This window comes from Kitasatospora sp. NPDC001547 (genome assembly GCF_042894165.1).
In the GTDB taxonomy this organism is placed as follows: Bacteria; Actinomycetota; Actinomycetes; order Streptomycetales; family Streptomycetaceae; genus Kitasatospora.
In genome coordinates, this window is sequence record NZ_JBIAVL010000003.1 from 372,835 (window position 1) to 399,566 (window position 26,732).

A 26,732-nucleotide genomic window follows, 5' to 3' on the forward strand; every position below is an offset into this window, starting at 1 on the left:
GGAGCCCCCTGCCGGACGGAGCCCGGGGAGCGGTCAGTCCGCCTCGACCGCCAGGTGCCCGACCCCGTTCCAGCCGTCCGGCCGCAGCCGCCCGTCCTGGGCCCGCCAGAGGCTGGTGGAGCAGTTGTGCACCGGCCCGAGCGCGGTGAGCTGTTCCTCGGTGAGCCGGTCCAGCGCGTAGCGGAGCATCAGCACCGTGCAGTCGTGGGCGACCAGCAGGACGGGCCGACCGGCCTCCTCCTCGCAGAGGTCGCGCAGCAGGCTGCGCACCCGCAGGGCGACGTCGGTCCAGGACTCGCCGCCGGGTGGGCGGTAGTACAGCTCGCCCATCTTGCGCCGCCGGGCCGCCTCCTCGGGGTGCTTGGCCTCGATCGCGGCCTTCGGCAGCATCTCCAGGACGCCGAGCTCGCGGTCGCGCAGCCGCTCGTCGTACCGGACGGGCAGGGTGACCGGGACGGCGCCCAGTCCGGCGGCCTGGGCGAGCGCGATGCGGGCGGTCTCGGCGGTGCGCACGTACGGCGAGCACCAGACGCTGCGCGGGCGGTCGGCGCTGGGCAGGCCGGCCCACCAGTGGCCGAGGGCCTGGGCCTGCCGGCGGCCGTGCAGGGACAGCGGGATGTCGGCGTCGCGGCAGCTGATCGGGACACTGAGCGCTCCGGCGGCCTCGGCCAGCTGGAACTCGACGTTGGCGGTGGACTCCCCGTGCCGGGTGGCGATCAGCACGGACGGCAGCCGGCCGGCCGCCGCCGGGCGGTGGGCGGTGCCGTGCTGGCCGTGGCCGCCGGGGTGCTGGGCGTGGCTGGCGCCGTGCTGCCCCGGGCCGCCGGGGTGCTGGGCCTGGGTGGTGCCGGGCTGGCCCTGCGCGGTGCCGTGGTGGTGCTGGCTCTGGGTGGACTGGTGCTGGCCGTTGAGGGTGGTGCCGAGTTCTGCCATGGCCGCGAGCTCCCCGTGGTCGATCAGGTTCCGGCCGGATGCCGGTCCGGTCTGGTGGTGCCCGGCGTGCACGCCTGTTCATACATATGATCGCGCCGCCTTCTCCAGTGTTCACGGAGAAGGCGGCGCGATCACAGGGCGCGTACGGCGCGAATCAGTGCGCCGCTACGGGCTCCGGCGCGTTCTTCAGCTCGTCGTCGCCGGCTTCGGCGCTGTAGTCGGACGGCTTGGTCTCGTCCGGGAGCACCGGCGCCTTGACCGCCCGCAGCACCAGGGTGAGCGCCACCGCGACGATCAGGTTGAGCGCGAAGGCGGTCACCCCGATGTAGCCGATCTCGCCGATGCCGGGGATCTCGGCCGCGTTGCCGCCGAAGTGCTTGGTGGCCTTGCTGGAGATCCCGTACGCCTCCCAGGTGCCGTAGACCATGCCGGCCGCCCAGCCGGCGAACAGCGCCCAGTGGTGGAACCAGCGGGTGAACAGGCCGCCGACGATCGCCACGAAGGTCTGCAGGATCCACAGGCCGCCCAGCAGCTGGAGGTTGATGGCGGCCTGCTTGTCCATGCCCAGCACGAAGACCAGCGCGCCGACCTTCACCAGCAGCGAGACCAGCTTGGCGACCCTGGTCTCGTCGGCGGGGGTGGCGGCGGGCTTGAGCCAGTCCTTGTAGACGTTGCGGGTGAACAGGTTGGCCGCCGCGATGGACATGATGGCGGCCGGCACCAGGGCGCCGATGCCGATCGCGGCGAAGGCCACGCCGGTGAACCAGTCCGGGAACATGTCGGCGAACAGCTGGGGCACCGACAGCTGGGCGTTGTAGCCCTTGACGCCCTTGCCGACGCCCGCCGCCAGCGCCATGAAGCCGAGCAGCGCCAGCAGGCCCAGCATCAGCGAGTAGGCGGGCATGATCGCCATGTTGCGGCGCACGGTCTTGCGGGACTTGGAGGCCAGCACGCCGGTCACCGAGTGCGGGTACATGAACAGCGCCATCGCCGAGCCGAGCGCGAGCGTGGCGTACGTCCACTGCTTGTTCTCGGGGATGGTCAGCGAGCCGGCCTTGGTCTCCTTGAAGTGCTGCGCGGCCGTGTCGAAGATGTGCCCGTAGCCGCCGAGCCGGATCGGGATGTAGATCACCGCGACGATGATCACGATGTAGACCAGGGCGTCCTTGACGAAGGCGATCAGCGCCGGGGCGCGCAGGCCGGAGGAGTAGGTGTAGGCGGCCAGCACACCGAAGGCGATGAACAGCGGCAGGTCCTTGACGAACCAGTTGGCGTTCTCCCCGCCGCCGACCCCCAGCACGTCCAGGACGGCCTGGATACCGACGAGTTGCAGGGCGATGTACGGCATGGTGGCCAGGATGCCGGTGAGCGCGACCACCAGCGACAGCGGCCGCGAGCCGTACCGGCCGCGCACGAAGTCGGCCGGGGTCACGTAGCCGTGCACCCGGGAGACCGACCAGAGCCGGGGCAGGAAGAGGAAGACCAGCGGGTAGGCGATGATCGTGTACGGCACCGCGAAGAAGCCCGCCGCGCCGGTCGCGTACACGGCCGCCGGGACGGCGACGAAGGTGTACGCGGTGTAGAGGTCGCCGCCGAGCAGGAACCAGGTCACCCAGGTTCCGAAGCTGCGGCCGCCCAGGCCCCACTCGTCCAGGTGCGCAGCGTCGCCCGCGCGGCGCCAGCGCGAGGCGAGGAAGCCCATCACCGTGACCAGGGCGAAGAACAGCACGAAGACCACGAGGGCCGGCACGTTGACGTCCTTCATCGGGCACCGCCCTTCCGGGCCGCCGCGCGGGCCTTCTCGTCCCGGGTGATCAGCAGGTAGGCGGCGACCGTGAACACGGCCGACACCGGCACCCAGAGCAGCTGGTACCAGTAGAAGAACGGCATCCCGGCGACCGCCGGGTCGCTCTTGTCGTACGAGGACACCCAGAGCATCGCGACGATCGGCACGAGCAGGGCGAGCGCGGCCAGCACCCGCTCGGGCGTCACGGCCGGGACGGGATCCCCGGCTGGCTCGGGCATGACATCTTCGACGAAGGGTCGATCAGAGGGCATCTTCGGCTCCGCTCCGGAGGGTTCCCCGTCGGCGCCGCAGCCCGGCCGGCGCCGAGCGCCGTACGGACCCGCCGAGCAGCACCATCGGTGATCGGCAGTCAGATCATTACGGCTGCGCAATCTAGAGCATGGGGTGATCCATGTCACCGGGATTGACGGAAGTTCCCACCAGTCGGACGGAACCGGCCGGTGTCCACCGCCGCGGGACCGGAAACGGGTGGCCGCCGCAGGCCGCCGCCGTGGTGTCGTGGGAACGCGAACAGAACGCGGAGCAGTGCGCGGAGCAGAACGCCGAGAGCAGAACACCGAGAGCAGAACACCGAAAGCGGAACGCAGAGAGTGGAACGCGAAAGGGCACCGGCGCGCAGGTCGCGCGCGCCGGTGCCCGAAGTGCGGTGGGGGAGTGCGGCTACTCCGGACGCTTCAGCCGGGTGATGAACTTGTAGCGGTCGCCCCGGTAGATCGAGCGGACCCACTCGACCGGGTCCCCCTCGGCGTCGAAGGAGTGCCGGGAGAGCTGGAGCATCGGCAGGCCGAGGTCGGAGCCGAGCAGCCCGGCCTCGCGCGGGTTGGCGAGGGTGGTCTCGATGGTCTCCTCGGCCTCGGCCACGGTGACCCCGTACACCTCGCGCAGCGCCGCGTACAGCGAGTTGTGCTTGGCCAGGTTGCGGCGCAGGGCCGGGAAGCGCTTGGCGGACAGGTGGGCGACCTCGATCGCCATCGGGTCGCCGTTGGCCAGCCGCAGGCGCTCGATCCGCAGCACCCGGCCGCCGGGCTTGATGTCGAGCAGCGGGGCGAGCCGGTCGTCGGCGGTGATGTAGCCGATCTCGATCAGCCGGGAGGCGGGCTCCAGCCCCTGGGCCCGCATGTCCTCGGTGTAGGAGGTCAGTTGGAGGGCCTGGGCGACCTTGGGCTTGGCGACGAAGGTGCCCTTGCCCTGGATGCGCTCCAGCCGGCCCTCGACGACCAGCTCCTGGAGGGCCTGGCGCACGGTGGTGCGCGAGGTGTCGAACTGGGCGGCCAGGGCGCGCTCGGGCGGTACCGGGGTGCCGGCCGGCTGGGTCTCGGTGAGCTGCAGCAGGTGCCGCTTCAGGCCGTAGTACTTGGGGACGCGCGCGGTCGGGTCGGTGCCGGCCTGCGTCGGGAGGTTGTTCACCTCGGGGTCGTCGACCTGGGCGGTGGATCCCCCGTCGCTGCTCATCGGACCTGTTCTCCCGCTTCTCGCGGGGCCTTCAGCGACCCCGCCACATCGTTAACGGATCACATCGTTGCATGTATGGCTACGGAACGAATACCTCATCACGCGATGAACGATGTGCGGTGTCGGCTTGATAACGGGTGGTCGAGATCGGTCGGACAGCCGTTGACAGGCCCATTGGTCTAGGCCAAGCTCCAGGCAGCTGGTCTACACCACTAGACCGGTAACTATGAATCCCCCCACCCGTTCGAAGGGGTCCGCGGCACCTTTCCCCCCGCTTTGTGTGGGTCTGCCGCTGCCGCCCGACGGGGGCAACCCAGGCATCCCTCAGGAGGATGGCGTGAAGCGTCAGCTCATCGCGGCGGTCGGCGTCGCAGCAATGGTCGTCGGCCTGGCGGCTTGCAGCTCGGACGGCAAGAAGAGCGAGGGTGACTCGAAGTCGTCCTCCGCCTCCGCGGCCGACAAGTACAAGGGCAAGACGCTGAAGGTCTGGACCATGAGCGGCTCGGCCCCGAAGGGCTGGACCGACGGGGTCAAGACCGAGTTCGAGACCACCTACCCGGGTTCGAAGGTCGAGTTCGCGACCCAGGAGTGGGGCGGCATCGGCGCCAAGGTCACCGCCGCGCTGTCGGAGGGCTCGGTCGACGTCCTGGAGGTCGGCAACACCCAGACCGCCGGCTACGCCGCCTCGGGCGGTCTGCTCGACATCACCAAGGACAAGGCCGCGCTGGGCGGCGAGGCCTGGGCCGCCAACCAGAACGAGTCCACGATCCTGGACGGCAAGCAGTACGCCGCCCCGTGGTACGTCACCAACCGCGTGGTCGCCTACAACAAGGACCTGTGGGCCAAGGCCGGTCTGACCGACACGCCGAAGACCCTGGACGAGTTCTACACCGCCCTGGAGAAGCTGAAGACCGCTCCGGGCGTCGTCGACCCGATCTACATGCCCGGCCAGGAGTGGTACGTCTACTTCGGTCTGCTCACCAGCGAGGGTGGCAAGATCGCCAAGAAGGACGGCGACAAGTGGGTCGGCGGCCTGGGCTCGCCCGAGAGCCAGAAGGCCTTCGAGACCTACAAGAAGCTCCAGGGCTACTCGGCCACCGGTCCGAAGGACAAGGACGAGGCCACCCCGCAGCAGAAGGACGTCTTCGGCCAGGGCAACGTCGGCACCATGATCGGCCTCGGCTGGGAGCTCCCGGACGAGAAGGCCATCCCGAAGGACAAGATCGGCTTCTTCCCGCTCCCGGGCAAGACCGCCGACAAGCCCTCCGGCGTGTTCCTCGGTGGCTCGAACCTCGCGATCGCCTCGCAGAGCAAGAACACCGACATGGCGAAGGACTTCCTGAAGATCGCCCTCAACGACAAGAACGAGGGCGTCGTCGCCGCGGCGGGCAACATCCCGAACAAGGCCTCGCTGAACAGCCAGATCACCGGCGACTTCGCCAAGGCCGCCCAGTCGGCCGCCGCGGTCGGCGCGATCACCCCGAACACCCCGAACTGGGCGAGCGTCGAGGACAACCCGAACCCGATCAAGGAGTTCCTGACCGCTGCCCTCCAGGGCGGCGACTTCGCCTCCACGGCCAAGAAGTACGACGACGAGATCGCCAAGAAGCTCAACCAGAAGCAGTAAGCACTGAGCGGCGTCGCTCACCGACCCCCGGCGGGGGGCCGGTGGGCGACGCCTGTCCGTCGTGGCCAGGTTGTGAGGAAGTGAGAACGATGGCTGTGCATTCGGAGCGGGTGCAGACACAGTCCCCGGAGCCGGGGGAGGCTGCTGTGGCCAGTAGGGAGACGAGCGCCCCGGGCGGCGGCTCGAAGGCTTCGGCGCCGAAGGGCGCGAGATCCGCGGGCGGCCCCAGCCTGGGCTCACGCCTCGCGCCGTACCTGCTGCTGCTGCCGGCCACCGTGGCGACCCTGGCCCTGCTCGGCTGGCCGCTGCTGAAGACCGTCCTGCTGTCGTTCCAGAACCTCAACAGGCGCCAGCTCGTCCTGCACCTGACCGAGTGGACCGGCTTCGACAACTACAAGGAACAGCTGACCGACCCGGACTTCTGGGCGGTCACCGGCCGGACCGTCGCCTTCACCGCGATCAACGTGGTGCTGATCATGATCGGCGGCACCCTGATCGGCCTGCTGCTGAACCAGCTCGGCAAGAAGATGCGGCTGGTGCTCCAGATCGCGCTGCTGCTGGCCTGGGCCATGCCGGTGGTCGCCGCGACCACCGTCTACACCTGGCTGTTCGACTCCCAGTGGGGTGTCGTCAACTGGATCCTGGACCAGCTGGGTTGGCACTCGATGCGCGACTACAACTGGCTCAGCGACCCGTACTCGACGTTCTTCATCATCATCCTGCTGATCGTCTGGATGTCGATCCCGTTCGTCGCGTTCAACATGTACGCCGGTCTGACCACCATCCCGAAGGAGCTCTACGAGGCGGCCCGGATGGACGGCGCCGGCGCCGTCAAGATCTTCACCGCGGTGATCTTCCCCAACCTGAAGCCGTTCTTCCTGGCCACGACCTTCCTCGAGGTCATCTGGGTGTTCAAGGCCTTCACCCAGGTCTACGCGGTCAACGCCGGCGGTCCGGAGAAGCTGACCCGGACCCTCCCGGTGCACGCCTTCCTGGAGGGCTCGGCCGGCCAGCACTACGGCATCGGCTCCGCGATCGCGGTGCTCACCATCCTGATGCTGGGCGTGCTGATGGCGTACTACTTCCGCATCATGATCAAGCAGGAGGACGAGCTGTGAGGCGCTCTCTCTTCGGACGTACCTGGCTGAACGTGACCGCGGCCGTCCTCGCCGTCTTCTTCGTCTTCCCCGTCTACTGGATGTTCGCGACCGCGTTCAAGCAGAACAGCGACATCATCAGCCCGACGCCGGTGTTCATCCCGCTCGACGCGACCTTCGAGCACTTCTCCACCGCGGTCAACGCGCCGAACTTCTGGACGTACGTCCTCAACAGCGTCACCGTCACCGTCGGCGCGGTGCTCGGGTCGCTGGTGATCGCGACCCTGGCGTCCTTCGCCGTCGCCCGGATGAAGTTCCGCGGCCGCAAGGCCTTCGTGCTGGTCATCATGATGGCCCAGATGGCGCCCTGGGAGGTCATGACCATCGCGGTCTACATCATCTCCCGCGACAACGACATGCTGAACAGCCTGGTGCCGCTGACCCTCTTCTACATGATGATGGTCCTGCCCTTCACCATCTGGACGCTGCGCAGCTTCATCGCCGCGGTGCCGAAGGAGTTGGAGGAGTCGGCCATGGTGGACGGCTGCACCCGCTCCCAGGCCTTCGTGAAGGTGATCTTCCCGCTGCTGGCCCCGGGCCTGATGTCGACCTCGCTGTTCGGCTTCATCACGGCGTGGAACGAGTTCCCGCTCGTCCTGATCCTCAACAAGGACGAGGGCAAGACCCTGCCGCTGTGGCTGTCGTCCTTCAAGACGGCCTTCGGCAACGACTGGGGCGCCACCATGGCCGCGTCCACGATGTTCGCCATCCCCGTGCTGATCCTGTTCGTCTTCCTCCAGCGCAAGGCGGTCGGCGGTCTGACCGACGGCGCCGTGAAGGGCTGAGTCCACGTGAGCATCCTCGTTCCCACCGTGCCGGACAGCGACCAGCTGCACCGCGACGCCCTGACCGTCCTCCAGCCCGGCTTCGTCGGCACCGAGCCGCCGGAGTGGCTGCGCCGCCACCTCGCCGCGGGCCTCGGCTCGGTCGCGCTGTTCGACCGCAACGTGGTCGACCTCGACCAGCTGTCCGCGCTCACCCGGGCGCTGCGCGCCGAGAACCCCGACCTGCTGATCGCGATCGACGAGGAGAGCGGCGACGTCACCCGGCTGGAGGCGGGCTCCGGCTCGTCCTGGCCCGGCAACCTCGCGCTCGGCGCGATCGACGACCCGGCGCTGACCCGGGACGTCGCCCGCGAGCTGGGCCGGGCGCTGGCCGCGGCCGGCGTCAACTACAACTGGGCGCCCACCGCGGACGTCAACTCCAACCCGCGCAACCCGGTCATCGGGGTCCGCTCCTTCGGCGCCGACCCCGAGCTGTGCGCCCGGCACACCGCCGCCTGGGTGGAGGGCCTGCAGTCGGCCGGCGTGGCCGCCTGCTCCAAGCACTTCCCCGGCCACGGCGACACCGCGGTGGACTCGCACCACGGCCTGCCGGTCATCGACGTCGACCTGGACGTGCTGCGGGCCCGCGACCTGATCCCGTTCCAGGCGGCGATCGCGGCCGGCACCAAGGCCGTGATGACCGCCCACATCATGATCCCGGCGCTGGACCCGAAGCTGCCGGCGACCCTGAGCCCGACCGTGCTGCGCGACCTGCTGCGCGCCGCCCCGGCCGACGGCGGGCTCGGCTACCAGGGCCTGATCGTCAGCGACGCGATCGAGATGGGGGCCATCGCCGACACCTTCGGGATGGGCGAGGGCACCGTGCTGGCCCTGGCGGCCGGCGCGGACGCGATCTGCGTCGGCGGCGGGCTCGCCGACGAGGAGACCGTGCTGATGCTGCGCGACGCCATCGTGGCGGGCGTGCGCTCCGGCCGGCTCGCCGAGGAGCGGCTGGCGGACGCCGCCGCGCGGGTCCGGTCGCTGGGCAGCTGGGGCCGGATCGCGGCCCAGGGCGAGCGGATCGAGCCGGACCTGGCAGTCGGCCTGCGGGCCGCGCGCCGGGCGCTCAAGGTGGTCCGGGCGCCGGGCCTGGTGGTGCCGCCGGTGAGCGAGCGCCCGTACGTGGCCTCGTTCTCGGACGAGCCGAACATCGCCGTCGGCGACGTCACCCCCTGGGGCGTGGCCGGCATGCTGGCCGACCGCTTCCCCGGCACCCGCACCCGCGAGGTGTCGGCGCCCGAGGCCGCGCCGGAGCTGCTGGACGCCCTGGTCGGCGAGCTGGTGGCCGGCGCCGAGGGCCGCCGCCTGGTACTGGTGGTCCGGGACGCCCACCGGCACGCGTGGATGTCGGCCGCGCTGAGCCGCCTGGTGGCGGCCCGGCCGGACGCCGCCGTGGTCGAGATGGGCCTGCCCCAGTCCGAGCCGGTCGGCGCGCTCCACATCGCCACCCACGGCGCCGCCCGGGTCTGCGGACTGGCGGCCGTGGAGGTCCTCACCGGACAGCCGGGAGCGGTCGGCTGACCCTTCGCCGAGACGTCACCGGCCGTGTCCGGCGGACGTCGGCCCGCGGGCCCGTCATGCGCATGCCGCATGGCGGGCCCGTTCCGTTTCCCCGGTGTTGACCTGCGGATTCACGGGATGACCGTGTTCCCTCAAGTAGGCCTTAAATCCACCTTAAGATCTACTGAGGGTGACAGTGCGACGACTGGCCGCCACGCGGTACAACAGCTCTGCAACGGCCGCCCCGAGTAAGGCTTTTGATCGTTGACACCACCTATGGTCTAGGCCAGAGTCCAAGCATCCGGTTCGAGATTCAACCTCGCCGGATGTGGTATCGGCCCTCCCTGAAGCTCTTCGCCGCCCCCTGTCCGGACTCTCCGCCGCGGGCGCCAATCACGCTGCCGGCGGGCAACACGGCTCTACACCCCTCGGAGGATGGCGTGAAGAAGCGTCAGCTCATGTCGACGCTCGGGACCATGGCCCTGGCGGTCGGTCTGACGGCCTGTTCCTCGTCCGCGAAGCCCGCGGGCGACGGCGCGGGCGGCTCCGCGGACGGGAAGGCGGCCGGCGGCTCCGTCACCGTCTGGCTGATGGACGACGCCCAGAAGAACTGGCCGGACCTCGTCCAGCGGGTCAACGACGAGTTCGCGGCGAAGTACCCCAACGTCAGCCTCAAGCTGGTCTACCAGGGTTGGGCCGACAAGGTGGGCAGGCTCGACAGGGCCATCGCCGAGGGCAACGCCCCCGACGTGGTCGAGCTGGGCAACACCGAGACCATGAAGTACGTGCTCTCCGGCGCGCTGGCCCCGGTGGACCGCAGCACCTTCGACAACTCCGACAGCTGGATCAAGGCGCTCGCCAACACCTGCACCTATCAGGACAAGCTCTGGTGCGTGCCCTACTACGCCGGCTCCCGGGTGGCCATCTACAACTCCGCGACCTTCCAGCAGGCCACCGGCAGCGCCGACTTCCCGAAGACCGAGGCCGACCTGCTGGCCGCGCTGGACAGGATCGCGGACAAGAACAAGGCGGACAAGGCCTTCTCCCCGCTCTACCTGCCCGGCCCGTACTGGTACGCCGCGATGAGCTACGTGGCCGCGTACGGCGGCAGCATCGCCAAGTTCGACAGCTCCGGCAACTGGCACGGCACCCTGCACGACCCCAAGTCCCAGCAGGGCGTCAGCCACTTCGTCGACCTGGTGCGCAAGTACAACAAGGGCGACCTGGCGGTGAACGAGCAGAACCAGTTCGAGGCGATGGCCCGCGGGCGCGCCGCGTCCTTCTACGGCAACGGCTACGAGGCGGCCAGCGTCACCGCGCCGGTCACCGGGGACCCGAGCATCAAGGACGCCGTCAAGCTGGCCACCATGCCCGGCCCGGACGGCAAGCCGCTGCCGACCTTCATCGGCGGCTCCGACCTCGCCGTCACCGCCAAGTCCCAGCAGGTGGCGCTGGCCACCGACTGGATCCGGATGTTCACCAGTACCAAGTCCGAGCAGGCACTGGCCGACAAGGACATCCTGCCGAACAACCTGACCCAGCTGAACCCGCTGAAGAACAAGCCGACCACCGCCGCCGCGGCCAACGCCGTCCCGGACGCCTGGTTCACCCCGCTGGCCCCGGGCTGGGGCGCGGTCGAGAAGCAGAAGATCATCCCGGACATGCTGGTCTCGATCCTCAAGGGCAAGTCGGTGGACCAGGCCACCAAGGAGGCCGACGCGGCGATCGACCAGCTGATCAACAAGGCGTCCTGACCTTCCGCCGCCGCCCGTCCCGGTGCGCCCCTCCCGTCTCGGCAGGGGCGCACCGGAGGGCGCGGGGCCGGGGATGCGCTGAGGGCGCGCCGACGGGCGCGGTGTGAGGGCGCGCCGACGAGCGCGAGGGCGTGCGGACGGAGGTGCCCGGCGACAGGCGCGCCCGTAGGATTGCGGAACGCAGAACCGCAGCGAGTGTGCGGACTCGCCGCCGTGGAGGTCCCCGCCGGGCAGCCGCCCGCGCGGGGTCGAACCGTCCCATCGGAGGCAGACCCAGATGTCCGACCCGCAGACCGTTCCCGGCCGGATCATGGCGGCGGAGATGGCCGAGCAGCCGGCCGTCCTCCAGCGCATCCTCGACGAGGGTGCCCCGAAGATCCGCGAGGTCGCCGCGCAGATCGCCGCCCGCGGCCCGCGCTTCGTCCTGCTCACCGCGCGCGGCACGTCCGACAACGCCGCGCTGTACGCCAAGTACCTGATCGAGATCCTGCTCGGCAAGCCGGCCGGCCTGACCTCGATGTCCACCACCACCGCGTACGGCGCCAAGCCCGACCTCACCGACGTCCTGGTCGTCACCGTCAGCCAGTCCGGCGGCTCGCCCGACCTGGTCGCCTCCACCAAGGCCGCCCGCGAGGCCGGTGCCATCACCCTCGCGGTGACCAACAACGCCGCCTCGCCGCTCGCCGAGGTCTCCGAGTTCCACATCGACGTGCTGGCCGGCGCGGAGAAGGCGCTGCCGGCCACCAAGACCTACACCGCCGAGCTGCTGGCGCTCTACCTGCTGGTCGAGGGGCTGCGCGGGGGAGACGGCTCGGCCGCCGAGGAGCTGCCGGGGCTGGCCGCCGGGGTGCTGGCCCGCAAGGCCGAGGTGAAGGCGCTCGCCGAGCGCTACCGCTTCGCCCAGCGCCTGGTCATCACCTCGCGCGGCTACGGCTACCCGACCGCCCGCGAGGCGGCGCTCAAGCTGATGGAGACCACCTACATCCCGGCCACCCCGTTCTCCGGCGCCGACCTGCTGCACGGCCCGCTGGCGATGGTGGACAACGTCTCGCCGGTCATCGCGATCGTCCCGGACGGCAAGGGCGGCGAGGCCCTCCAGCCGGTGCTGGACCGCCTGCGCGGGCGCGGCGCGGACCTGGTGGTGGTCGGCCAGCAGGCGCAGGTCGAGGCCGCCTCGGCGGGGTTCGCGCTGCCGGCCGGCGTGCCCGAGGAGCTGCAGCCGATCCTGGAGATCCTGCCGCTGCAGCTGCTGGCCCACGAGGTCACCATCGCCCGCGGCCAGGACCCGGACGCCCCGCGCGCGCTGGCCAAGGTCACCGAGACGCGGTAACCCGCCCCGCGCGCGAGCCGGCCCCCGGTCCACAGGCTGTGGACCGGGGGCCGGTTCTCTGAGCGGCGGAGACGTGGTTCCGGGGGCCTTGAGGAGGCCGGGGAGGGGCGGAGCGGTGCGGGAGGGCGCCGCCGGCGGGCCGGAGGAGGCCGGAAACACTACGGGCCACGGCGCCGACACGGGACCCTCAACCCATGCGGCACCGCAGCCCGGAGCTGTCGTCGGGCACCGGCTCCGATCGAGAACTGTGCGGGGTCCTCGTTCGGCGGCGTCCGACCGAGGAGGGGCCGCGCTCGGTCAGGGCAGTTGCGCGGGGGCCTCTCCTTGGTGCCCTTCCATTGTGGACTAGACCAATCTCGGTTGTCCAGGCCTCTCGGCAAATTGGTCTAAACAACTCCGGCGGGGCGGGCAGGGCCGGCGCCCTCCCGCCGGCGCCCCCACCGGCCCCAAGGGCAGACCCCCGCGGGGCCCGCCCGCCGGTTCGCCCGCCGGTCCGCCGCGCCCCGCCCGGACCGGCGGCGCTACCCTCGCCATGTGCCCTCGCTGAACGAACTCGTCCGCCGCCACACCACCCTGACCGGGGCCGACGTGGAATGGCTCCACCACCTGGTCGCGGAGTGGCAGCTGCTCTCCGACCTCTCCTTCGCCGACCTGGTGCTGTGGATCCCCACCTGGGACGGCATCCGCTACGTCTCGGTGGCGCAGATGCGGCCCAACACCGGGCCCACCTCGTACCAGGACGACATGGTCGGCCACCTCGTCCCGCGCGGCCGCCGCCCGCTGCTGGACGCCGCCTTCGACGAGGGCCGGATCGTGCGCGAGGGCGATCCGGAGTGGCGCGAGGAGGTCCCGGTCCGGGTCGAGTCGATCCCGGTCCGGCGCGAGGGCAAGGTGCTGGGCGTGATCGCCCGCAACACCAACCTGCTGACCGTGCGCACCCCGAGCCGGCTGGAGCTCACCTACCTCCAGAGCGCCTCCGACCTGGCCCAGATGATCGCGGCCGGCTCCTTCCCCTTCCCCGGCGTCGAGCAGGCCGACATGGACGCCGCGCCCCGGGTCGGCGACGGCCTGATCCGGCTGGACGCGGACGGCATAGTCACCTACGCCAGCCCCAACGCGCTCTCCGCGTACCACCGTCTCGGCCTCACCACCGACCTGGTCGGCAGCCACCTCGGCCGGGCCACCGCCGACCTCGCCCCGCCGTCCCGCTCGGCCGTCCACGAGGCGCTGGTGAAGCTGGCGAGCGGCTGGGCGCCCCGGCAGACCGAGGTGGAGGCGCAGGGGGGAGTGGTGACCCTGCGGGCGATCCCGCTCAAGCCCAAGGGCACCCTGACCGGTTCGCTGGTGCTCTGCCGGGACGTCACCGAGCTGCGCCGCCGCGACCGCGAGCTGATGACCAAGGACGCCACCATCCGGGAGATCCACCACCGGGTGAAGAACAACCTGCAGACCGTCGCGGCCCTGCTGCGGCTGCAGTCCCGCCGGATGGACTCGGAGTCCGGGCGGGCGGCGCTGGACGAGGCGGTGCGCCGGGTCGGCTCGATCGCGATCGTGCACGAGACGCTCTCCCAGGCGCTGGACGAGCAGGTGGCCTTCGACGAGATCGCCGACCGGGTGCTGGCGATGGTGATGGAGCTGTCCCAGGACGGCCGGGTGGCGACCCGCCGCACCGGCAGCTTCGGCATCCTGTCCGCCGAGGTGGCCACCCCGCTGTCGATGGTGCTGACCGAACTGCTCCAGAACGCCCTGGAGCACGCGTTCGGTCCGACCGCCTCCGGGAACCTGGAGGTCAGCGCGCTGCGCGGGCGCGCCCCGGCGACCGGGATGGGCTGGTCGGACAGCTGGAACGGCGGCGCCCGGCCGGAGGAGTACCTGCTGATCACGGTGCAGGACGACGGCCGCGGCATGCCGGAGGGGTTCGACCCGAAGACGGCGGGCAACCTCGGGCTGCAGATCGTCCGGACGCTGGCCACCGGTGAGCTGGGCGGCACCTTCGACATGGTGGCGGGCCCCGACGGCGGAACGAAGGTGGTCCTGGAGATCCCGGTCCGCTGAGAATCCGGTCCGCTGAGGCCCCGGTCCGTCGGGGAACCCGTCGCACGAAGGCGCGGTGGGGGCGTGCGCCCGCTGGAAGCGCCGGGTGCGTGCTCCGCGCGCCGGCTGCGGAAACAGAAACGAGGCCCTGTCGACCGGGGGGGGGTGGGTCGACAGGGCCTCTCAACCCGTTCCGGCCGTCGGGGGGAGTCGGCCGGAACGGGGGCTCTGGGTGGTGCGACACCCCGCCGTTGCGTTGCACACGGTGAGCGCCACAGCTCCACAATATTGCTCTAAGTGAACAGTATCAAGTGCCTGGGGCGGGTCGGTGTCGCGGGACCCGGCTGGGCGAGGTCCTTGGTGCGGAAGGCTTCACCAGGAGGAGCAGGGAAGCCTTTGATCATGTGTCGATCGGTACGGCGGTTACTGCGGGTGCTACGGCGTGTGATCGCGACGCGATCAGGCGGTGCGGGCGCGGTTGCGGGCGGCGCGGCGCTTCATCGCGCGACGCTCGTCCTCGCTCATGCCGCCCCAGACGCCGGCGTCCTGACCGGTCTCGAGCGCCCACTGGAGGCACTGCTCCATCACCGGACAGCGGCGGCACACGGCCTTGGCTTCCTCGATCTGCAGCAGAGCAGGACCGGTGTTCCCGATCGGGAAGAACAGCTCCGGGTCCTCTTCGCGGCAGACAGCGCGGTGGCGCCAGTCCATGGTCGTCCAACTCCTCCTGCCGCGGGGGGTGGCCCGATCGGCATAATCGAATGGCTTGTGAATGTGAACGCTTTCACGAATCCCGCAACAGCAAAAGAGACCAAAGGCCCGTCGGGCCCGGGTGGTCTGTGCTGAGGGGGATTCGGCGATTCGAGGGACGCCCCGCGGTCGGTGCCCCTGTGGTTCCGGAGTCGCCGTCGCTGCGATGTGTCCCGATCGCCATGTAGAGGTTCGCAAACCTCGGGCTCGGATACAACCCCCTTCGGGGAGGAATTTTGGATTCTTCGGTGTCGCCTAGCTCACAGCCAGTACTTCTATGGAGTGAAGGGGGCTTGTGCGTTCGAGAAGAAGGAGGAACCCCCCTTCCGGTCACACAATCACACGCAGTGCCCGCCGTACGCCTGTGAAACTGACGCGACTCCTGTCTCCAAGATGGTCCCCGTCGACCTGGAACGGCGCCGCTTCCTCCGAAACCAAGGTGAAGTGTCTGACGTCGTGATAGGAGACGACGTGCTTCCCGGAGGGGCCGGCCGGAGGGGTGCCGTCGCTCGAAGGCGTGTACGACCGCAGGATCTGACGGACCGTTCGAGCCGTGCCGAACGCCGTCATCCGGGTGATGCCGAAGACGTCCAGGTCCGTGTCGAAGGAGGCGAGCGGTGAGGGGTAGACCGGGCGGTTGCCGAGGAAGGTCCAGGGCGAGGTGTTGCTGACTATCGACAGGACCAGGCCCGGAACCCGCTCGTGGCCCGGCAGCTCCAGGGAGACCGGGCCGGAACGGCGCTGCTCACGCTGGGTGAAGTAGTGCCGGAGCGCCTGGCCGACGTACAGGGCGTGGGTGGACTTGCGCCCGGCCCTGCGCTGCTCCTCGACCCGGCCGACCACGCCGGCGTCGAAGCCGAGGCCGGCGGTGAAGGTGAACCAGCGGTCCGGCAGCCCCTCGGTCATCGCCTTGCCCAGCCCGATCGGCCGCTCCCGGCCGTGCTCCAGGGCGTCCAGCAGGGCGCCGGTGGCCTCCACCGGGTCGTTGGGCAGGCCCAGCGCGCGGGCGAACACGTTGGTCGAACCGCCCGGCACCACGGCCAGTCGCGGGACCTTCTCGCCCGGGCCGTGCGCCAGCAGCCCGTTCACCACCTCGTTGACCGTGCCGTCCCCGCCCAGCGCCACCACCAGGTCGACCGTGCCGTCCTCCGCCGCCTCGCGGGCCAGGTCGCGTGCGTGCCCCCGGTACTGGGTCTCGGCGACCTCCAGCTTGAGATCGCTGCGCAGGGCGTGGATCAGCACGTCCCTGGTCCGGCCACTGGTGGTGGTGGCCTTGTGGTTCACGACCAGGAGAGCGCGCATGGGGAAAGCCTACGGGTCGGTACGGACCGACCGGCGGCTACCCTGCTGGAGTGACCGCAGAAACCTCCGCACCCGCACCCTCGGCCGGCTCCGGCCGTCCGGCCTCCCTGACCCTGGGCGCCGCCATCACGGCCCTGGAGGGCGCGGCCCTGGCCGTCGTCGGCGTCTGGGACATGGTGTCCGCGCTGTCCGGCCAGGCCAAGCAGCTGGCCCTGAACGAGTTCGGCGGCGCGGTCATCGTGCTGCTCGGCGTGCTGCCGGTGCTCGCCGCCCTCGCACTGCTCAAGGAGCGCCGCTGGGGCCGCAGCCCGGCGGTGCTGACCAACTCGATCTGCCTGCCGGTCGCCTACTACATGTTCCAGAGCGGCGGCGCGATGGTCGCGGTCGGCGTCCTGGTCGGCGTGCTCGGCCTGGTAGGCATCGGCTGCCTGCTGAACCCGAAGTCGACGGCGGCCCTGTACGCCCAGCAGGAGAGCTGAGCGCGCAGGGCCGCCGGCCGGTCGTGCGGCCGCCCCGCCGGAGCTGAGCGGCCGTCAGTCCTAGGGCGTGTCTGACAATTCCAGTCGGGCTCGCGACGCCGGGGCACGCACCTCGCCGCGTTGTCGTCGGTCGCCAATGCTCCGCAGTGGCTCCCTCCTCCGCCTTGCGATGCACGCACCCCAACGCCGCGCGCTGATCCAACGCGAATTGTCAGACACGCCCTACTCCTCCACCAGGAGCTTCTCCCGCAGCTGGGCCAGCGTCCGGGCGAGCAGCCGGGACACGTGCATCTGGGAGATCCCCACCTCGGCGGCGATCTGCGACTGGGTCATGTTCCGGAAGAACCGCAGCACCAGGATCTTCTGCTCCCGGGGCGGCAGTTGGGCCAGCAGCGGCTTGAGCGACTCGCGGTACTCGACGCCCTCCAGCGCCTCGTCGGTCGCGCCCAGGGTGTCCGCGACGGCCGGCGACTCGTCGTCGCTGTCCGGCACGTCCAGGGACAGCGTGGAGTACGCGTTGGCGGACTCCAGGCCCTCCAGGACGTCCTCCTCGGAGATCCCCAGGTGCTCGGCCAGCTCGTGCACCGTGGGGGAGCGGCCGTGCCGCTGGGAGAGCTCGCTGGTCGCCGTGGTGAGCGACAGCCGCAGCTCCTGGAGCCGGCGCGGGACGCGCACCGCCCAGCCCTTGTCACGGAAGTGCCGCTTGATCTCGCCGACGATGGTCGGCGTCGCGTAGGTGGAGAACTCGACCCCGCGCTCGTGGTCGAAGCGGTCCACCGACTTGATCAGGCCGATGGTGGCGACCTGGGTCAGGTCGTCCAGCGGCTCGCCCCGGTTGCGGAAGCGCCGGGCCAGGTGCTCGACCAGCGGGATGTGCATCCGCACCAGCTGGTTGCGCAGCTCGACCCGCTCCGGGGAGCCCTCGGGCAGTGCGGACAGCCGGACGAACAGCGCGCGGGCGGCCTCCCGGTCCGGGGCGCCGGTGCGCGGCGAGCCCTGGGCGGGCACGGCGCCGTGCAGCTCGGTCTCGGCCGCCGCGTCCGTCTCGGCCGGCGCCTCCGTCCCGGCCGCCGGGGCCGCCGGGTCCACCGGGTCCGGCGGGGGCGCGGCGGCAGGCGTCGGCTCGGACGTCGGCTCGGTGGGGTGGCTCATCCGCTGGGCGTCCTTCGGGTGCGCTTCGTCGTTGGCGGCGAGGCCGGGAACGCTCGCCTGGGTCGGTACGGCAGGTCCCGCCGTCGCGAGGCCGGTACGGTCCAGATCACTCACGGCCATTCCCCCGTTCCGTTCCGGGAGCACCGGGGCCGGCTGGCCCCGGAATCGTCTCGTTGGTCGTACCGCGTGGGTGGCGGTACCGGGAACCGTCCGTCGGGCCCCGGGGCGGGGAGCGGCGGACGGCCCTTGCGCGGGTGCTGCTCGGTGCTGCTCGGTGGTGCGGTCCGGCCCGGCTAGTGGGCGGAGGAGCCGCCGCGCTTCTTGTGCAGGCTGATCGACACGGTCTTGTCCTCACCGACCGAGGAGTCGACCTCGCCGGCCAGGGCGGAGAGCACCGTCCAGGCGAAGGTGTCCCGCTCGGGGGCCTTGCCGTCGGTGGTCGGGGCGGAGACGGTGACCTTCAACGAGTCGCCGACCAGCCGGAACTCGCAGGACAGCACGGAGCCCGGCACCGCCTGCTGGAGCAGGATGGCGCAGGCCTCGTCGACCGCGATCCGCAGATCCTCGATCTCGTCGAGCGTGAAGTCCAACCGGGCGGCCAGCCCGGCCGTCGCTGTTCGCAGGACGGAGAGGTAGGCCCCCGCTGCGGGCAGCCGGACCTCCACGAAGTCCTGAACACCGAGATCGCCGTCGATCTGGGACACCCTTGCCTCCTGGGTGACGCGCTGTACTTTCTTGGTACCCCGCTTGTTACCGCTTGCTACCCCTGGAGGGGGTCCGGCGTCGCGGATCCGCCATCGTTCTGCCTTCCGCACCCCGGTTCGGGAGTTACTCATGGTAAGGCATTGCGACGCAGGGTGGCAGACCCTTTCTCCGGACTGCGCAGGGCCGTTCAGCGCCGTCCGGCGGCGGCCAGGGCCTCGTCGGTGAGCCGGTACACCGTCCACTCGTCCATCGGCACCGCGCCGATCGACTTGTAGAAGTCGATCGAGGGCTGGTTCCAGTCCAGGACCGACCACTCGACCCGGGAGTAGCCGCGCTCGACGGCGATCCGGGCGAGTTCCAGCAGCAGCGCCTTGCCGTGGCCGCCGCCGCGCGCCTGGGGGCGGACGTACAGGTCCTCCAGGTAGATCCCGTGGGTGCCGCGCCAGGTCGAGAAGTTGCGGAACCAGAGCGCGAAGCCGACCGGTTCGCCGGTGGCGTCGTCCTCGGCGATCAGCCCGAACACGGCCGGCTCCGCGCCGAACAGGGCCTCGTGCAGCTGCTCCTCGGTGGCCTTCGCCTCGTGCAGGGCCTGCTCGTAGTCCGCGAGTTCGCGGATCATGGCGTGGACGACGGGGACGTCGGTGGCGACGGCGGTGCGGATCATGCCTGTGAGCCTACTGCTCGGGACCGGTCTCGTCCCAGGCCTGGACGGAGGTCTGGTCGACGATCCGGCCGTCCCGCAGACCGGCCATCGAGGACATCAGCACCCGGACGCCGTCCGGGTAGCGGCAGGACTCCAGGAACGCGACGTGGTCGCCCTGGACCACCACCTGTTCCAGTTTGTGGGTCATCTCGCGGCCGTAGACGTCGTCCAGCATGGCGCCGATCTCCTCCCGCCCGTGCATCACCAGGGGATGGCTGGGCTGGGTCTTGCGATCGACCACGCGCAGTTCGGCGTCCTCGGCGTAGAGCGCCAGGAGGACCTCGGCGTCGCAGCGCTCGATGCCCTCGCGCAGTGCACGGGTGTCGAAGGCGGCGGGGGTCGCCGTGGTGGTCATGGTCTCGCTCCTCCGGTCGGGTTCCGTCGGCTCGTACCTTGAGCGTACGCCCGGAGGTCCGTGCCCGGGGGAGCGGGATCCGGGCCGGTCAGCGGGCCGGTACGGTGCGCAGGTAGCCGGCCAGCGAGCTGATCGCGGCCGGGTTGCGCGGGCTCTCCACCAGGTCCACATAGTCCATCACGAAGATCCGGTCGTTCCTGATCGCGGCCACGTTCGCCAGCGGCGGGAAGGACGTGAGGAACCGCCGCTTCTCCTCGGCGCCGGTGTCGCCGTAGTCGTTGATCACGATCACCTCCGGGTCGCGCTGCACCACGCTCTCCCAGCCGGCCGTGACCCAGCTGTCGGTGAGGTCGCCCATCACGTTGGTCCCGCCCGCCTTGGCGATGATCTCGTTCGCGGCGGCGAACTTCCCGGCGGTGTACGGCTTGTCCTGCCCGCTGTCGTACAGGAAGACGGACGGGCGGCGCTCGGGCCGGGGGACGGCGGCGATCTGCGCCTTGAAGTCGGCGACCAGCCGGTCGGCGCGGTCCCTGACGTCGAAGATCTCGCCGAGGTTGGCCAGGTCGGTGTAGAGCGCCTCCAGCGGGTCCATCACGCCGCGTTCGGTGCCCTTGCCGCTGCGGCAGGACTCGCTGAGGACGTACGAGTCGATGCCCAGCGTCCGGAAGGCCTGCGGGGTGACGCCCCGGCCCTCGTCGAAGCCGTAGTGCCAGCCGGCGAAGACCAGGTCGGCCTCGGCGTCCAGCGCGATCTCCTTGGTGATCTGCTGCTTGGAGAGCCACTTCGTCCGCTGGTAGCCGTCCTTCCAGGCGACCTGGTCGATCCTCCCCTTGTCGTCGGGCATCACGTAGCCGGCCATCCGGTCGGCGAGGCCGAGCGAGAGCATCAGCTCGGTGATGCCGACGTCGTTGGTCACCGCCCGGGCGGGCTTGCGGTCGAAGGTGAGCTCGTCTCCGCAGTTCCGCACCGTCACCGGGTAGTGGGCGGAGGCGGTGGCGGCCTCCTTCGGGGCGATCTCGGCGCCGCAGCCGGCGAGTCCGAGGGCGAGCAGGGTGGTGACGGCAACGGCCTTGGTGCGCACGGTGGTTCCTCCGGGGGACGGATCAGGCGGAGTGGTCGAGGCGGTCGAACAGCAGCTGGAGGGCGCCGGTCCCGGGGTGCCGCACCGGGGTGGCCCGGACGCCGAACACCTCGGCCAGCAGGGCGGGTCGGAGCACCTCGTGGGGCGGGCCGGAGGCGACGATCCGGCCGGCCCGCAGCACGTACAGCAGGTCGCAGTGGCCCGCCGCGAGGTTGAGGTCGTGCAGTGCGGTGAGCACCGTCGGCCCGGCCTCGCGGGCGAGGGCCAGCACCTCCAACTGGTGGGCGATGTCGAGGTGGTTGGTGGGTTCGTCCAGCACCAGCAGGCGCGGCTCCTGGACCAGCGCGCGGGCGAACAGCACCCGCTGCTTCTCGCCCCCGGACAGGCTCAGGAAGCCCCGGTCGACGAGGTGTCCGGCGCGCACCTTGCGCAGCGCCTCGGCGCAGCGCTCCGCGTCCCCCGCGGCCGGGCCGCCGAAGCCGCGGCGGTGCGGCAGCCGGCCCATGGCGACCACCTCGGCGACGGTGAAGTCGAACTCGGCGGAGTGCTCCTGGGTCAGCGCGGCCACCCGGCGGGCGCTCTCCCGGGCGGTGAGGGCGTGCAGGTCGTCCCCGGCCAGCCGGACCACGCCGCCGGTCGGCTCCAGCACCCGGTAGACGCAGCGCAGCAGGGTCGACTTGCCGCTGCCGTTCGGGCCGATCAGGCCGACCACCTGCCCGGCGGCGGCCGCCAGGCTCACCTCGTGGACCAGCCGGGTGCCGGCCAGTTCCACCGAGACGGCGTCGACGGCGAGGTCCTGGGCCCGCGTCGGCCCGGTCCCGGCCGCCGCCTCGATCACGTCGGTCACCGGTTGCCTCCGAAGGCCTGGCCGCGGCGGCGCATCATCACCAGGAAGGCGGGCACGCCGAGGACCGCGGTGAACACCCCGACGGGCAGTTCGGCGGGCGCCAGCAGGGTGCGCGAGGCGATGTCCACCCAGACCAGCAGCAGCGCCCCGGCGAGCGGCGCGACCACCAGCACCCGGCGGTGCCCGGCGCCGACCAGCATCCGCGACAGGTGCGGCATCAGCAGCCCGACGAAGCCGATCGCCCCGCTGACGGCGACCACGGTGCCGGTGACGGCGGCGGTCACCACGAACAGCTCGCGGCGCAGCCGGTCCGGGTCCACGCCGAGCGAGGCGGAGGTCTCGTCGCCCATCGCGAGCGCGTCCAGCCGCCCGGCGGCGCCGGTCAGGTAGGCGAGGCCGGCCAGCACCGTGGCGGCGGCGATCGGCACCTTGCCCCAGGTGGCGCCGCCGAGGCTGCCGAGCAGCCACATCATGGCGTCCCGGGCGGCTTCGCCGCGGTCGGCGGCGAAGACCATCAGGGTGGTGGTGGCCGAGAAGCCGTAGGACAGGGCGGTGCCGGTGAGCACCAGGCGCAGCGGGGTGAGCCCGTACGCGGTGCGGGCGGCGAGGTAGACCAGCGTCATGGCGGCCAGGGCGGAGCCGAAGGCGGACGCGGAGACGGCCCACACCCCGAGCGAGGCGAAGGCCCCGAACAGCAGGACGGCGTTGGCGCCGACGGCCGCGCCGGAGGAGACGCCGAGCACGAAGGGGTCGGCCAGCGCGTTGCGCACCAGCGCCTGGACGGCGACCCCGCAGGCGGCCAGCCCGGCGCCGACGACGGCGGCCAGCACGGTGCGCGGCAGCCGGATCTCCCAGACGATCGCGTACGCGGCCGCCTCGCCCGCGTCCAGCCGACCGCCCGTCAGCCCGGCGCCCAGCAGTCGCAGCACCCGGGGCAGGCCGAGTCCGGAGGAGCCCAGCGCGACTCCGCAGACCAGCGAGAGCAGCAGCGCGACGGCGAGCCCGGCGGCGAGCGGGGCGACGGGTGTGCGCCGGGCGGGCGGGCCGGCTGCACGGTCTGCGGGTGCGCGGTTCACGGGGACGCCTTGCCTCGGGCCGCGGGTGCGCCGGGGCGGGCGCGGGCCGCAGGTGTGCCGGGGCGCCGTTCCCCTCGCAGTCCGCGGCGAGTTGTCGGGAGGTCAGCGGCCGAGGGCGATCGGGCTGGCGCGGTCGTACGGGCTGGTACGGGCCGCGCTCACCGTTGCGGGTCAGCGCCGGATTCACACCGGACTTCCCCCTCGGACGCCCTGGCAGCATAACAGCCACTCAGGGCAGGCAACCCTTACCGGGGGTGGGCCGGGCGGTGAACGCGCGACCGCCCCCGTCCGGCTGCGCGGACGGGGGCGGTCGGGTGGCGACGCGTCAGGCTCAGGCCTGCTTGGTCTCCCAGAAGATCTTGTCGACCTCGGCGATCAGGTCCAGCAGGGCCTGGCCGGTGGCCGGGTCGGTGGACGCCTTGGCGGCCGAGGCGGCCTTCAGGGTGTCGTTGATCAGCTGGTGCAGCTGCGGGTACTTCTCGAAGTGCGGGGCCTTGAAGTAGTCGCTCCACAGCACCGAGATGTGGTGCTTGACGGCCTCGGCGCGCTGCTCCTTGATGATGATGGCGCGGGCGCGGAAGTGCGGGTCCTCGTTGGCCTGGTACTTCTCCTGGGTGGCCTTGACCGACTCGGCCTCGAGCTTGGCCTGCGCCGGGTCGTACACGCCGCAGGGCAGGTCGCAGTGGGCGTGGGCGGTGGCGCGCGGTGCAAACAGACGAGAGAACATGGGAGTCCTTCCTTAGATCGTCTTCCCGCGCCCGAGATTACCCCGCCGTCCTCGCGGTTTCGCGGTCGGGCGGCGGGCCTAGGGCAAAAGACGGACCCGGAACCGGGGTAATCCGGACATCGGGCCGGTGACGGTCCGTACGGCAGACTGGGGGCGGGCGGAGCGGGAGGAGGAGTCGTGGCGCGGAGCACGCGACCGGAGGGCGCCGGAGCCGACGGACGGGGCCGGGGCGGCGCGCTGCCGTTCGGACTGGTCGACGTGGCCGGGCCGTCGATGGTCCCGACCCTGCGCGAGGGCGACCAGCTGCTGGTCCGCTACGGCGCGCCGATCCGGCCGGGGGCGGTGGTGCTCTTCCGGCACCCCTTCCAGCAGGACCTGCTGGTGGTGAAACGGGCCGCCGAGCGCCGGTCCAAGGGCTGGTGGCTGCTCTCCGACAACCGTCCGGTGGACAGCGACAGCCGCAGCTACGGCGCCGTCCCGGACGAACTGGTGCTCGGCCGGGTGCTGCTGCGGCTGCGGCCGAGCCCGGCCTGGCTGGCGCCGGGGCGCCGGCTGGAGCGGCTGCTGCTCACCCCGCGGCTGGCCCGGGTGCCGGGCCTGGCCCGCCGGCTGGGCGCCTGGGTGGACGGGGTCTAGGACCTACTCGCGGGCCGCCGCCTCCGCCTCCTGGCGCTTGCGGGCCCGGTAGGCGGCCACGTTGGCGCGGGTCGCGCAGCGGTCCGAGCAGTAGCGGCGGGAGCGGTTGGTCGAGGTGTCCAGGTAGGCGTTGCGGCAGGGCGCGGCCTGGCAGATGCCGAGCCGGTCGGCGCCCAGCTCGGTCAGGTGGACGGCCAGGCCCATGCAGGCGACCGCGCTGAAGTGCGCGGTGGCGGTCGGCGAGTTGTCGGCCAGGTGCAGGTGCCAGCGCGGCCGTCCGGCGTCGTCCAGGTAGTCGTGCCCGGAGATCAGCGGGCTGACCGGGTACTCCATGAGCAGGCTGTTCAGCAGGTCGACGCCGCGGATCTCGTCGCCGTCGGCGGCGGCCTCGAAGACCCCGCGCAGCCGGGTCCGCACCGCCCGCAGCCGGGGCAGGTCGGACTCGTCGGCGAGGGCGGCGGCCCGCGAGGAGTCGGAGAACAGGGCGCGCACCGCCTCCACGGAGGTCAGCGCGTCGGTGCCGCGCTCGGGCTCCTCGGTGTTCACCAGCCGGACGGCGAGGTCGGCGTAGGCGGCGAGCTCCACAGGGGTCCTTCCAGAATTCGGTAACGGGCTGACTGCCTCCAGCCTATTACCCGGTGGCGATTCCAGCCTATTACCCGGGCGGGGAAAGGGACGGCGCCCGGCAGGACGGGTCTGCCGGGCGCCGGTGGTACGGGCTTCAGAGCACCTTGGACAGGAAGGCCCTGGTGCGCTCGTGCCGGGGGTCGGTGAGCACCTCGCGGGGGTTGCCGGACTCGACCACCACACCGCCGTCCATGAACACCAGCGCGTCGCCGACCTCGCGGGCGAAGCCCATCTCGTGGGTGACGACCACCATGGTCATGCCCTCCTCGGCGAGGCCGCGCATGACGTCGAGGACGTCGCCGACCAGCTCAGGGTCGAGCGCCGAGGTGGGCTCGTCGAAGAGCATCAGCTTGGGCTTCATGGCCAGCGCGCGGGCGATCGCCACGCGCTGCTGCTGGCCGCCGGAGAGCTGCGAGGGGTAGTTCTTCGCCTTGTCGGCGAGGCCGACCCGCTGCAGCAGGGCCATGCCGCGCTCGCGGGCCTCGGCCTTGCTCTCGCCCTTGACCTGGACCGGCGCCTCCATGACGTTCTCGATGGCGGTCATGTGCGGGAACAGGTTGAAGCGCTGGAAGACCATGCCGATGTCGCGCCGCTTGAGGGCGACCTCGCGGTCCTTGAGCTCGTGCAGCCGGTCGCCCTTCTGGCGGTAGCCGACCAGCTCGCCGTCCACCCAGAGGCGGCCGCCGTTGATCTTCTCCAGGTGGTTGATGCACCGCAGGAAGGTCGACTTGCCGGAGCCCGAGGGGCCGATCAGGCAGAACACCTCGCCCTGCTTGACCTCCAGGTCGATGCCCTTGAGCACCTCGACCAGGCCGTAGGACTTGTGCACGTTCTCGGCGCGCACCATGGGCTCGGCGGCCGCCGTGGCGCCGGCGGGGGACTTGGTCAGATCGGTCATGCGTGACCACCTCCCTCGAGCCCCGGGACGACGTCGGCGTTCGTCCTGGGGGCGGGCTTCCCGGCGAACAGGCCCCGCAGCCGCTGCAGCGGGGTGGGCGGGAGGGTGCGGTTGGAGCCTCGGGCGTAGTGGCGCTCGATGTAGTACTGGCCGATGGTCAGCACCGAGGTGAAGAACAGGTACCAGAGGCTCACCACGATGAGCAGCGGGATGTTCTGGTAGTTCCGGGAGTAGATGACCTGGCCGGCCCGGAAGATCTCCTCCAGGGAGATCACGGAGACCAGCGAGGTGGTCTTGAGCATCGAGATGGTCTCGTTGCCGGTCGGCGGGATGATCACCCGCATGGCCTGCGGCAGGACGATCCGGCGCATGGTCTGGAACCGGCTCATGCCGAGCGCGTGCGAGGCCTCGCTCTGGCCCTCGTCCACCGACTGGATGCCGCCGCGGACGATCTCCGCCATGTAGGCGGCCTCGTTGAGGCCGAGGCCCAGCAGCGCGGCGACGAAGGTCGGGATCAGCACGTTGGTCTGCTCGGACCAGAACTCCGGCCCCCACGGGACGCCGATCGACAGCTTGGCCCAGATCAGGCCGAGGAAGTTCCAGAACACCAGCTGCACCAGCACCGGGGTGCCGCGGAAGATCCAGATGTAGACCCACGCGACGCCGGCCAGCAGCGGGTTCGGGGACAGGCGCATCACCGCGAGGACGATGCCGCCGACCACACCCATGAGCATGGCGAGCACGGTCAGTTCCAGCGTCACCAGCAGGCCGTGCATGATGCTGTCGTGGAACAGGTACTTCCCGACGATGTCCCACTTGAAGGCGGGGTTGGTGAAGAGGGCGCTCAGCAGCATCGCCGCGAGCAGGGCGATGACGACGGCGCCCGCCCAGCGTCCGGGGTGGCGGACGGGGACGGCCTTGATGGTCTCAGGCCGCCCCTTCTGCGCCGTCCCCTTGTCCAAAGAGTTCACGGTGT

26 protein-coding genes and 1 riboswitch are annotated in these 26,732 nt (G+C 71.2%); of the genes, 9 read left to right on the top strand and 17 right to left on the bottom strand.

Going from position 1 to position 26,732, the window contains the following annotated elements:
• Window positions 1–33 precede the first annotated feature (33 nt).
• The 4 genes from ACFY0X_RS07390 to ACFY0X_RS07405 form a co-directional block, all read right to left on the bottom strand.
• Window positions 34–933 (bottom strand): histidine phosphatase family protein, encoded by a 900-nt coding sequence (locus ACFY0X_RS07390; protein ID WP_387750114.1) that lies wholly within the window; start codon window positions 931–933, stop codon window positions 34–36.
• Between the two features lie 154 nt (window positions 934–1,087).
• Window positions 1,088–2,698, bottom strand: coding sequence for a monocarboxylate uptake permease MctP (mctP, locus tag ACFY0X_RS07395; RefSeq protein ID WP_387750117.1), 1,611 nt, complete (start codon window positions 2,696–2,698; stop codon window positions 1,088–1,090).
• Window positions 2,695–2,958 (bottom strand): DUF3311 domain-containing protein, encoded by a 264-nt coding sequence (locus ACFY0X_RS07400; RefSeq protein WP_387750119.1) that lies wholly within the window; start codon window positions 2,956–2,958, stop codon window positions 2,695–2,697. The genes mctP and ACFY0X_RS07400 overlap by 4 nt, the downstream gene beginning before the upstream one ends.
• A 442-nt stretch (window positions 2,959–3,400) precedes the next feature.
• Window positions 3,401–4,192, bottom strand: a complete 792-nt coding sequence (locus ACFY0X_RS07405) for a GntR family transcriptional regulator (protein ID WP_387750122.1) — start codon at window positions 4,190–4,192, stop codon at window positions 3,401–3,403.
• Window positions 4,193–4,529: 337 nt separating this feature from the next.
• On the opposite strand from ACFY0X_RS07405, the gene ACFY0X_RS07410 reads away from it, so the two are divergent.
• The 7 genes from ACFY0X_RS07410 (at window position 4,530) to ACFY0X_RS07440 (ending at window position 14,439) form a co-directional block, all read left to right on the top strand.
• A complete protein-coding gene (locus tag ACFY0X_RS07410) occupies window positions 4,530–5,819 on the top strand; it encodes an extracellular solute-binding protein (protein ID WP_387750124.1) in 1,290 nt (429 codons plus the stop codon).
• Window positions 5,820–5,908: 89 nt separating this feature from the next.
• A complete protein-coding gene (locus ACFY0X_RS07415; RefSeq protein WP_387750127.1) occupies window positions 5,909–6,937 on the top strand; it encodes a carbohydrate ABC transporter permease in 1,029 nt (342 codons plus the stop codon).
• Window positions 6,934–7,761, top strand: coding sequence for a carbohydrate ABC transporter permease (locus tag ACFY0X_RS07420; protein ID WP_387750130.1), 828 nt, complete (start codon window positions 6,934–6,936; stop codon window positions 7,759–7,761). Before ACFY0X_RS07415 ends, ACFY0X_RS07420 begins: the two co-directional genes overlap by 4 nt.
• A 6-nt stretch (window positions 7,762–7,767) precedes the next feature.
• Window positions 7,768–9,321 (top strand): glycoside hydrolase family 3 protein, encoded by a 1,554-nt coding sequence (locus tag ACFY0X_RS07425; RefSeq protein ID WP_387750134.1) that lies wholly within the window; start codon window positions 7,768–7,770, stop codon window positions 9,319–9,321.
• Between the two features lie 437 nt (window positions 9,322–9,758).
• Window positions 9,759–11,054, top strand: a complete 1,296-nt coding sequence (locus ACFY0X_RS07430; protein WP_387750595.1) for an extracellular solute-binding protein — start codon at window positions 9,759–9,761, stop codon at window positions 11,052–11,054.
• Between the two features lie 277 nt (window positions 11,055–11,331).
• Entirely contained in the window at window positions 11,332–12,384 is a 1,053-nt protein-coding gene (locus ACFY0X_RS07435) for an SIS domain-containing protein (protein WP_387750137.1), read from the top strand.
• Window positions 12,385–12,918: 534 nt separating this feature from the next.
• Entirely contained in the window at window positions 12,919–14,439 is a 1,521-nt protein-coding gene (locus ACFY0X_RS07440) for a sensor histidine kinase (protein WP_387750140.1), read from the top strand.
• Between the two features lie 438 nt (window positions 14,440–14,877).
• On the opposite strand, the gene ACFY0X_RS07445 is transcribed toward ACFY0X_RS07440, so the two are convergent.
• Entirely contained in the window at window positions 14,878–15,129 is a 252-nt protein-coding gene (locus ACFY0X_RS07445) for a WhiB family transcriptional regulator (RefSeq protein ID WP_014138019.1), read from the bottom strand.
• 369 nt (window positions 15,130–15,498) lie between these two features.
• The gene (locus ACFY0X_RS07450; RefSeq protein ID WP_387750143.1) at window positions 15,499–16,470 is read right to left on the bottom strand and encodes a diacylglycerol/lipid kinase family protein; all 972 of its coding nucleotides are present in this window, start codon (window positions 16,468–16,470) and stop codon (window positions 15,499–15,501) included.
• Between the two features lie 50 nt (window positions 16,471–16,520).
• Between ACFY0X_RS07450 and ACFY0X_RS07455 the strand changes: the two genes are divergently transcribed.
• Window positions 16,521–16,949: a hypothetical protein gene (locus ACFY0X_RS07455; RefSeq protein ID WP_387750146.1), complete on the top strand. Its 429-nt coding sequence runs from the start codon at window positions 16,521–16,523 to the stop codon at window positions 16,947–16,949.
• Window positions 16,950–17,171: 222 nt separating this feature from the next.
• On the opposite strand, the gene ACFY0X_RS07460 is transcribed toward ACFY0X_RS07455, so the two are convergent.
• From ACFY0X_RS07460 to sodN, 8 genes are all read right to left on the bottom strand, one after another.
• Window positions 17,172–18,215 (bottom strand): RNA polymerase sigma factor SigF, encoded by a 1,044-nt coding sequence (locus ACFY0X_RS07460; protein ID WP_387750149.1) that lies wholly within the window; start codon window positions 18,213–18,215, stop codon window positions 17,172–17,174.
• Window positions 18,216–18,394: 179 nt separating this feature from the next.
• The gene (locus ACFY0X_RS07465; RefSeq protein ID WP_387750151.1) at window positions 18,395–18,805 is read right to left on the bottom strand and encodes an anti-sigma regulatory factor; all 411 of its coding nucleotides are present in this window, start codon (window positions 18,803–18,805) and stop codon (window positions 18,395–18,397) included.
• Between the two features lie 188 nt (window positions 18,806–18,993).
• Window positions 18,994–19,470 carry a GNAT family N-acetyltransferase gene (locus tag ACFY0X_RS07470; RefSeq protein WP_387750154.1) on the bottom strand — a complete coding sequence of 159 codons (477 nt, stop codon included), beginning with the start codon at window positions 19,468–19,470 and terminating at the stop codon, window positions 18,994–18,996.
• A 10-nt stretch (window positions 19,471–19,480) separates the two neighbouring features.
• A complete protein-coding gene (locus tag ACFY0X_RS07475; RefSeq protein WP_387750157.1) occupies window positions 19,481–19,864 on the bottom strand; it encodes a nuclear transport factor 2 family protein in 384 nt (127 codons plus the stop codon).
• Window positions 19,865–19,952: 88 nt separating this feature from the next.
• Complete coding sequence (locus ACFY0X_RS07480; protein ID WP_387750160.1) at window positions 19,953–20,945, bottom strand: ABC transporter substrate-binding protein; 993 nt, start codon at window positions 20,943–20,945, stop codon at window positions 19,953–19,955.
• Window positions 20,946–20,967: 22 nt separating this feature from the next.
• On the bottom strand, window positions 20,968–21,792 hold the full coding sequence (locus tag ACFY0X_RS07485; RefSeq protein WP_387750163.1) for an ABC transporter ATP-binding protein: 825 nt from the start codon (window positions 21,790–21,792) through the stop codon (window positions 20,968–20,970).
• Window positions 21,789–22,868, bottom strand: a complete 1,080-nt coding sequence (locus tag ACFY0X_RS07490; protein WP_387750166.1) for a FecCD family ABC transporter permease — start codon at window positions 22,866–22,868, stop codon at window positions 21,789–21,791. Before ACFY0X_RS07490 ends, ACFY0X_RS07485 begins: the two co-directional genes overlap by 4 nt.
• A gap of 92 nt (window positions 22,869–22,960) precedes the next feature.
• Window positions 22,961–23,110, bottom strand: a riboswitch (cobalamin riboswitch).
• An 89-nt stretch (window positions 23,111–23,199) separates the two neighbouring features.
• The gene (gene sodN / locus ACFY0X_RS07495; protein WP_045699892.1) at window positions 23,200–23,595 is read right to left on the bottom strand and encodes a superoxide dismutase, Ni; all 396 of its coding nucleotides are present in this window, start codon (window positions 23,593–23,595) and stop codon (window positions 23,200–23,202) included.
• 273 nt (window positions 23,596–23,868) lie between these two features.
• Between sodN and sodX the strand changes: the two genes are divergently transcribed.
• Entirely contained in the window at window positions 23,869–24,231 is a 363-nt protein-coding gene (gene sodX, locus ACFY0X_RS07500) for a nickel-type superoxide dismutase maturation protease (RefSeq protein ID WP_387750598.1), read from the top strand.
• 3 nt (window positions 24,232–24,234) lie between these two features.
• Here the strand turns inward: sodX and ACFY0X_RS07505 are convergent, their stop codons facing one another.
• The 3 genes from ACFY0X_RS07505 to ACFY0X_RS07515 all read right to left on the bottom strand — a co-directional run bounded on the left by ACFY0X_RS07505 (window position 24,235) and on the right by ACFY0X_RS07515 (window position 26,727).
• Entirely contained in the window at window positions 24,235–24,816 is a 582-nt protein-coding gene (locus ACFY0X_RS07505; RefSeq protein ID WP_387750169.1) for a CGNR zinc finger domain-containing protein, read from the bottom strand.
• 136 nt (window positions 24,817–24,952) lie between these two features.
• Window positions 24,953–25,756, bottom strand: coding sequence for an amino acid ABC transporter ATP-binding protein (locus ACFY0X_RS07510; RefSeq protein ID WP_387750171.1), 804 nt, complete (start codon window positions 25,754–25,756; stop codon window positions 24,953–24,955).
• A complete protein-coding gene (locus tag ACFY0X_RS07515; protein WP_387750174.1) occupies window positions 25,753–26,727 on the bottom strand; it encodes an amino acid ABC transporter permease in 975 nt (324 codons plus the stop codon). Before ACFY0X_RS07515 ends, ACFY0X_RS07510 begins: the two co-directional genes overlap by 4 nt.
• Window positions 26,728–26,732 lie beyond the last annotated feature (5 nt).

Coding starts and splice junctions, on each gene's coding strand:
- ACFY0X_RS07390 (WP_387750114.1), bottom strand. CDS start 933: ATGGCAGAACTCGGCACCACCCTCAACGGCCAGCACCAGTCCACCCAG.
- mctP (WP_387750117.1), bottom strand. CDS start 2,698: ATGAAGGACGTCAACGTGCCGGCCCTCGTGGTCTTCGTGCTGTTCTTC.
- ACFY0X_RS07400 (WP_387750119.1), bottom strand. CDS start 2,958: ATGCCCGAGCCAGCCGGGGATCCCGTCCCGGCCGTGACGCCCGAGCGG.
- ACFY0X_RS07405 (WP_387750122.1), bottom strand. CDS start 4,192: ATGAGCAGCGACGGGGGATCCACCGCCCAGGTCGACGACCCCGAGGTG.
- ACFY0X_RS07415 (WP_387750127.1), top strand. CDS start 5,909: ATGGCTGTGCATTCGGAGCGGGTGCAGACACAGTCCCCGGAGCCGGGG.
- ACFY0X_RS07430 (WP_387750595.1), top strand. CDS start 9,759: ATGTCGACGCTCGGGACCATGGCCCTGGCGGTCGGTCTGACGGCCTGT.
- ACFY0X_RS07435 (WP_387750137.1), top strand. CDS start 11,332: ATGTCCGACCCGCAGACCGTTCCCGGCCGGATCATGGCGGCGGAGATG.
- ACFY0X_RS07445 (WP_014138019.1), bottom strand. CDS start 15,129: ATGGACTGGCGCCACCGCGCTGTCTGCCGCGAAGAGGACCCGGAGCTG.
- ACFY0X_RS07450 (WP_387750143.1), bottom strand. CDS start 16,470: ATGCGCGCTCTCCTGGTCGTGAACCACAAGGCCACCACCACCAGTGGC.
- ACFY0X_RS07470 (WP_387750154.1), bottom strand. CDS start 19,470: ATGATCCGCACCGCCGTCGCCACCGACGTCCCCGTCGTCCACGCCATG.
- ACFY0X_RS07475 (WP_387750157.1), bottom strand. CDS start 19,864: ATGACCACCACGGCGACCCCCGCCGCCTTCGACACCCGTGCACTGCGC.
- sodN (WP_045699892.1), bottom strand. CDS start 23,595: ATGTTCTCTCGTCTGTTTGCACCGCGCGCCACCGCCCACGCCCACTGC.
- sodX (WP_387750598.1), top strand. CDS start 23,869: ATGGTCCCGACCCTGCGCGAGGGCGACCAGCTGCTGGTCCGCTACGGC.
- ACFY0X_RS07510 (WP_387750171.1), bottom strand. CDS start 25,756: ATGACCGATCTGACCAAGTCCCCCGCCGGCGCCACGGCGGCCGCCGAG.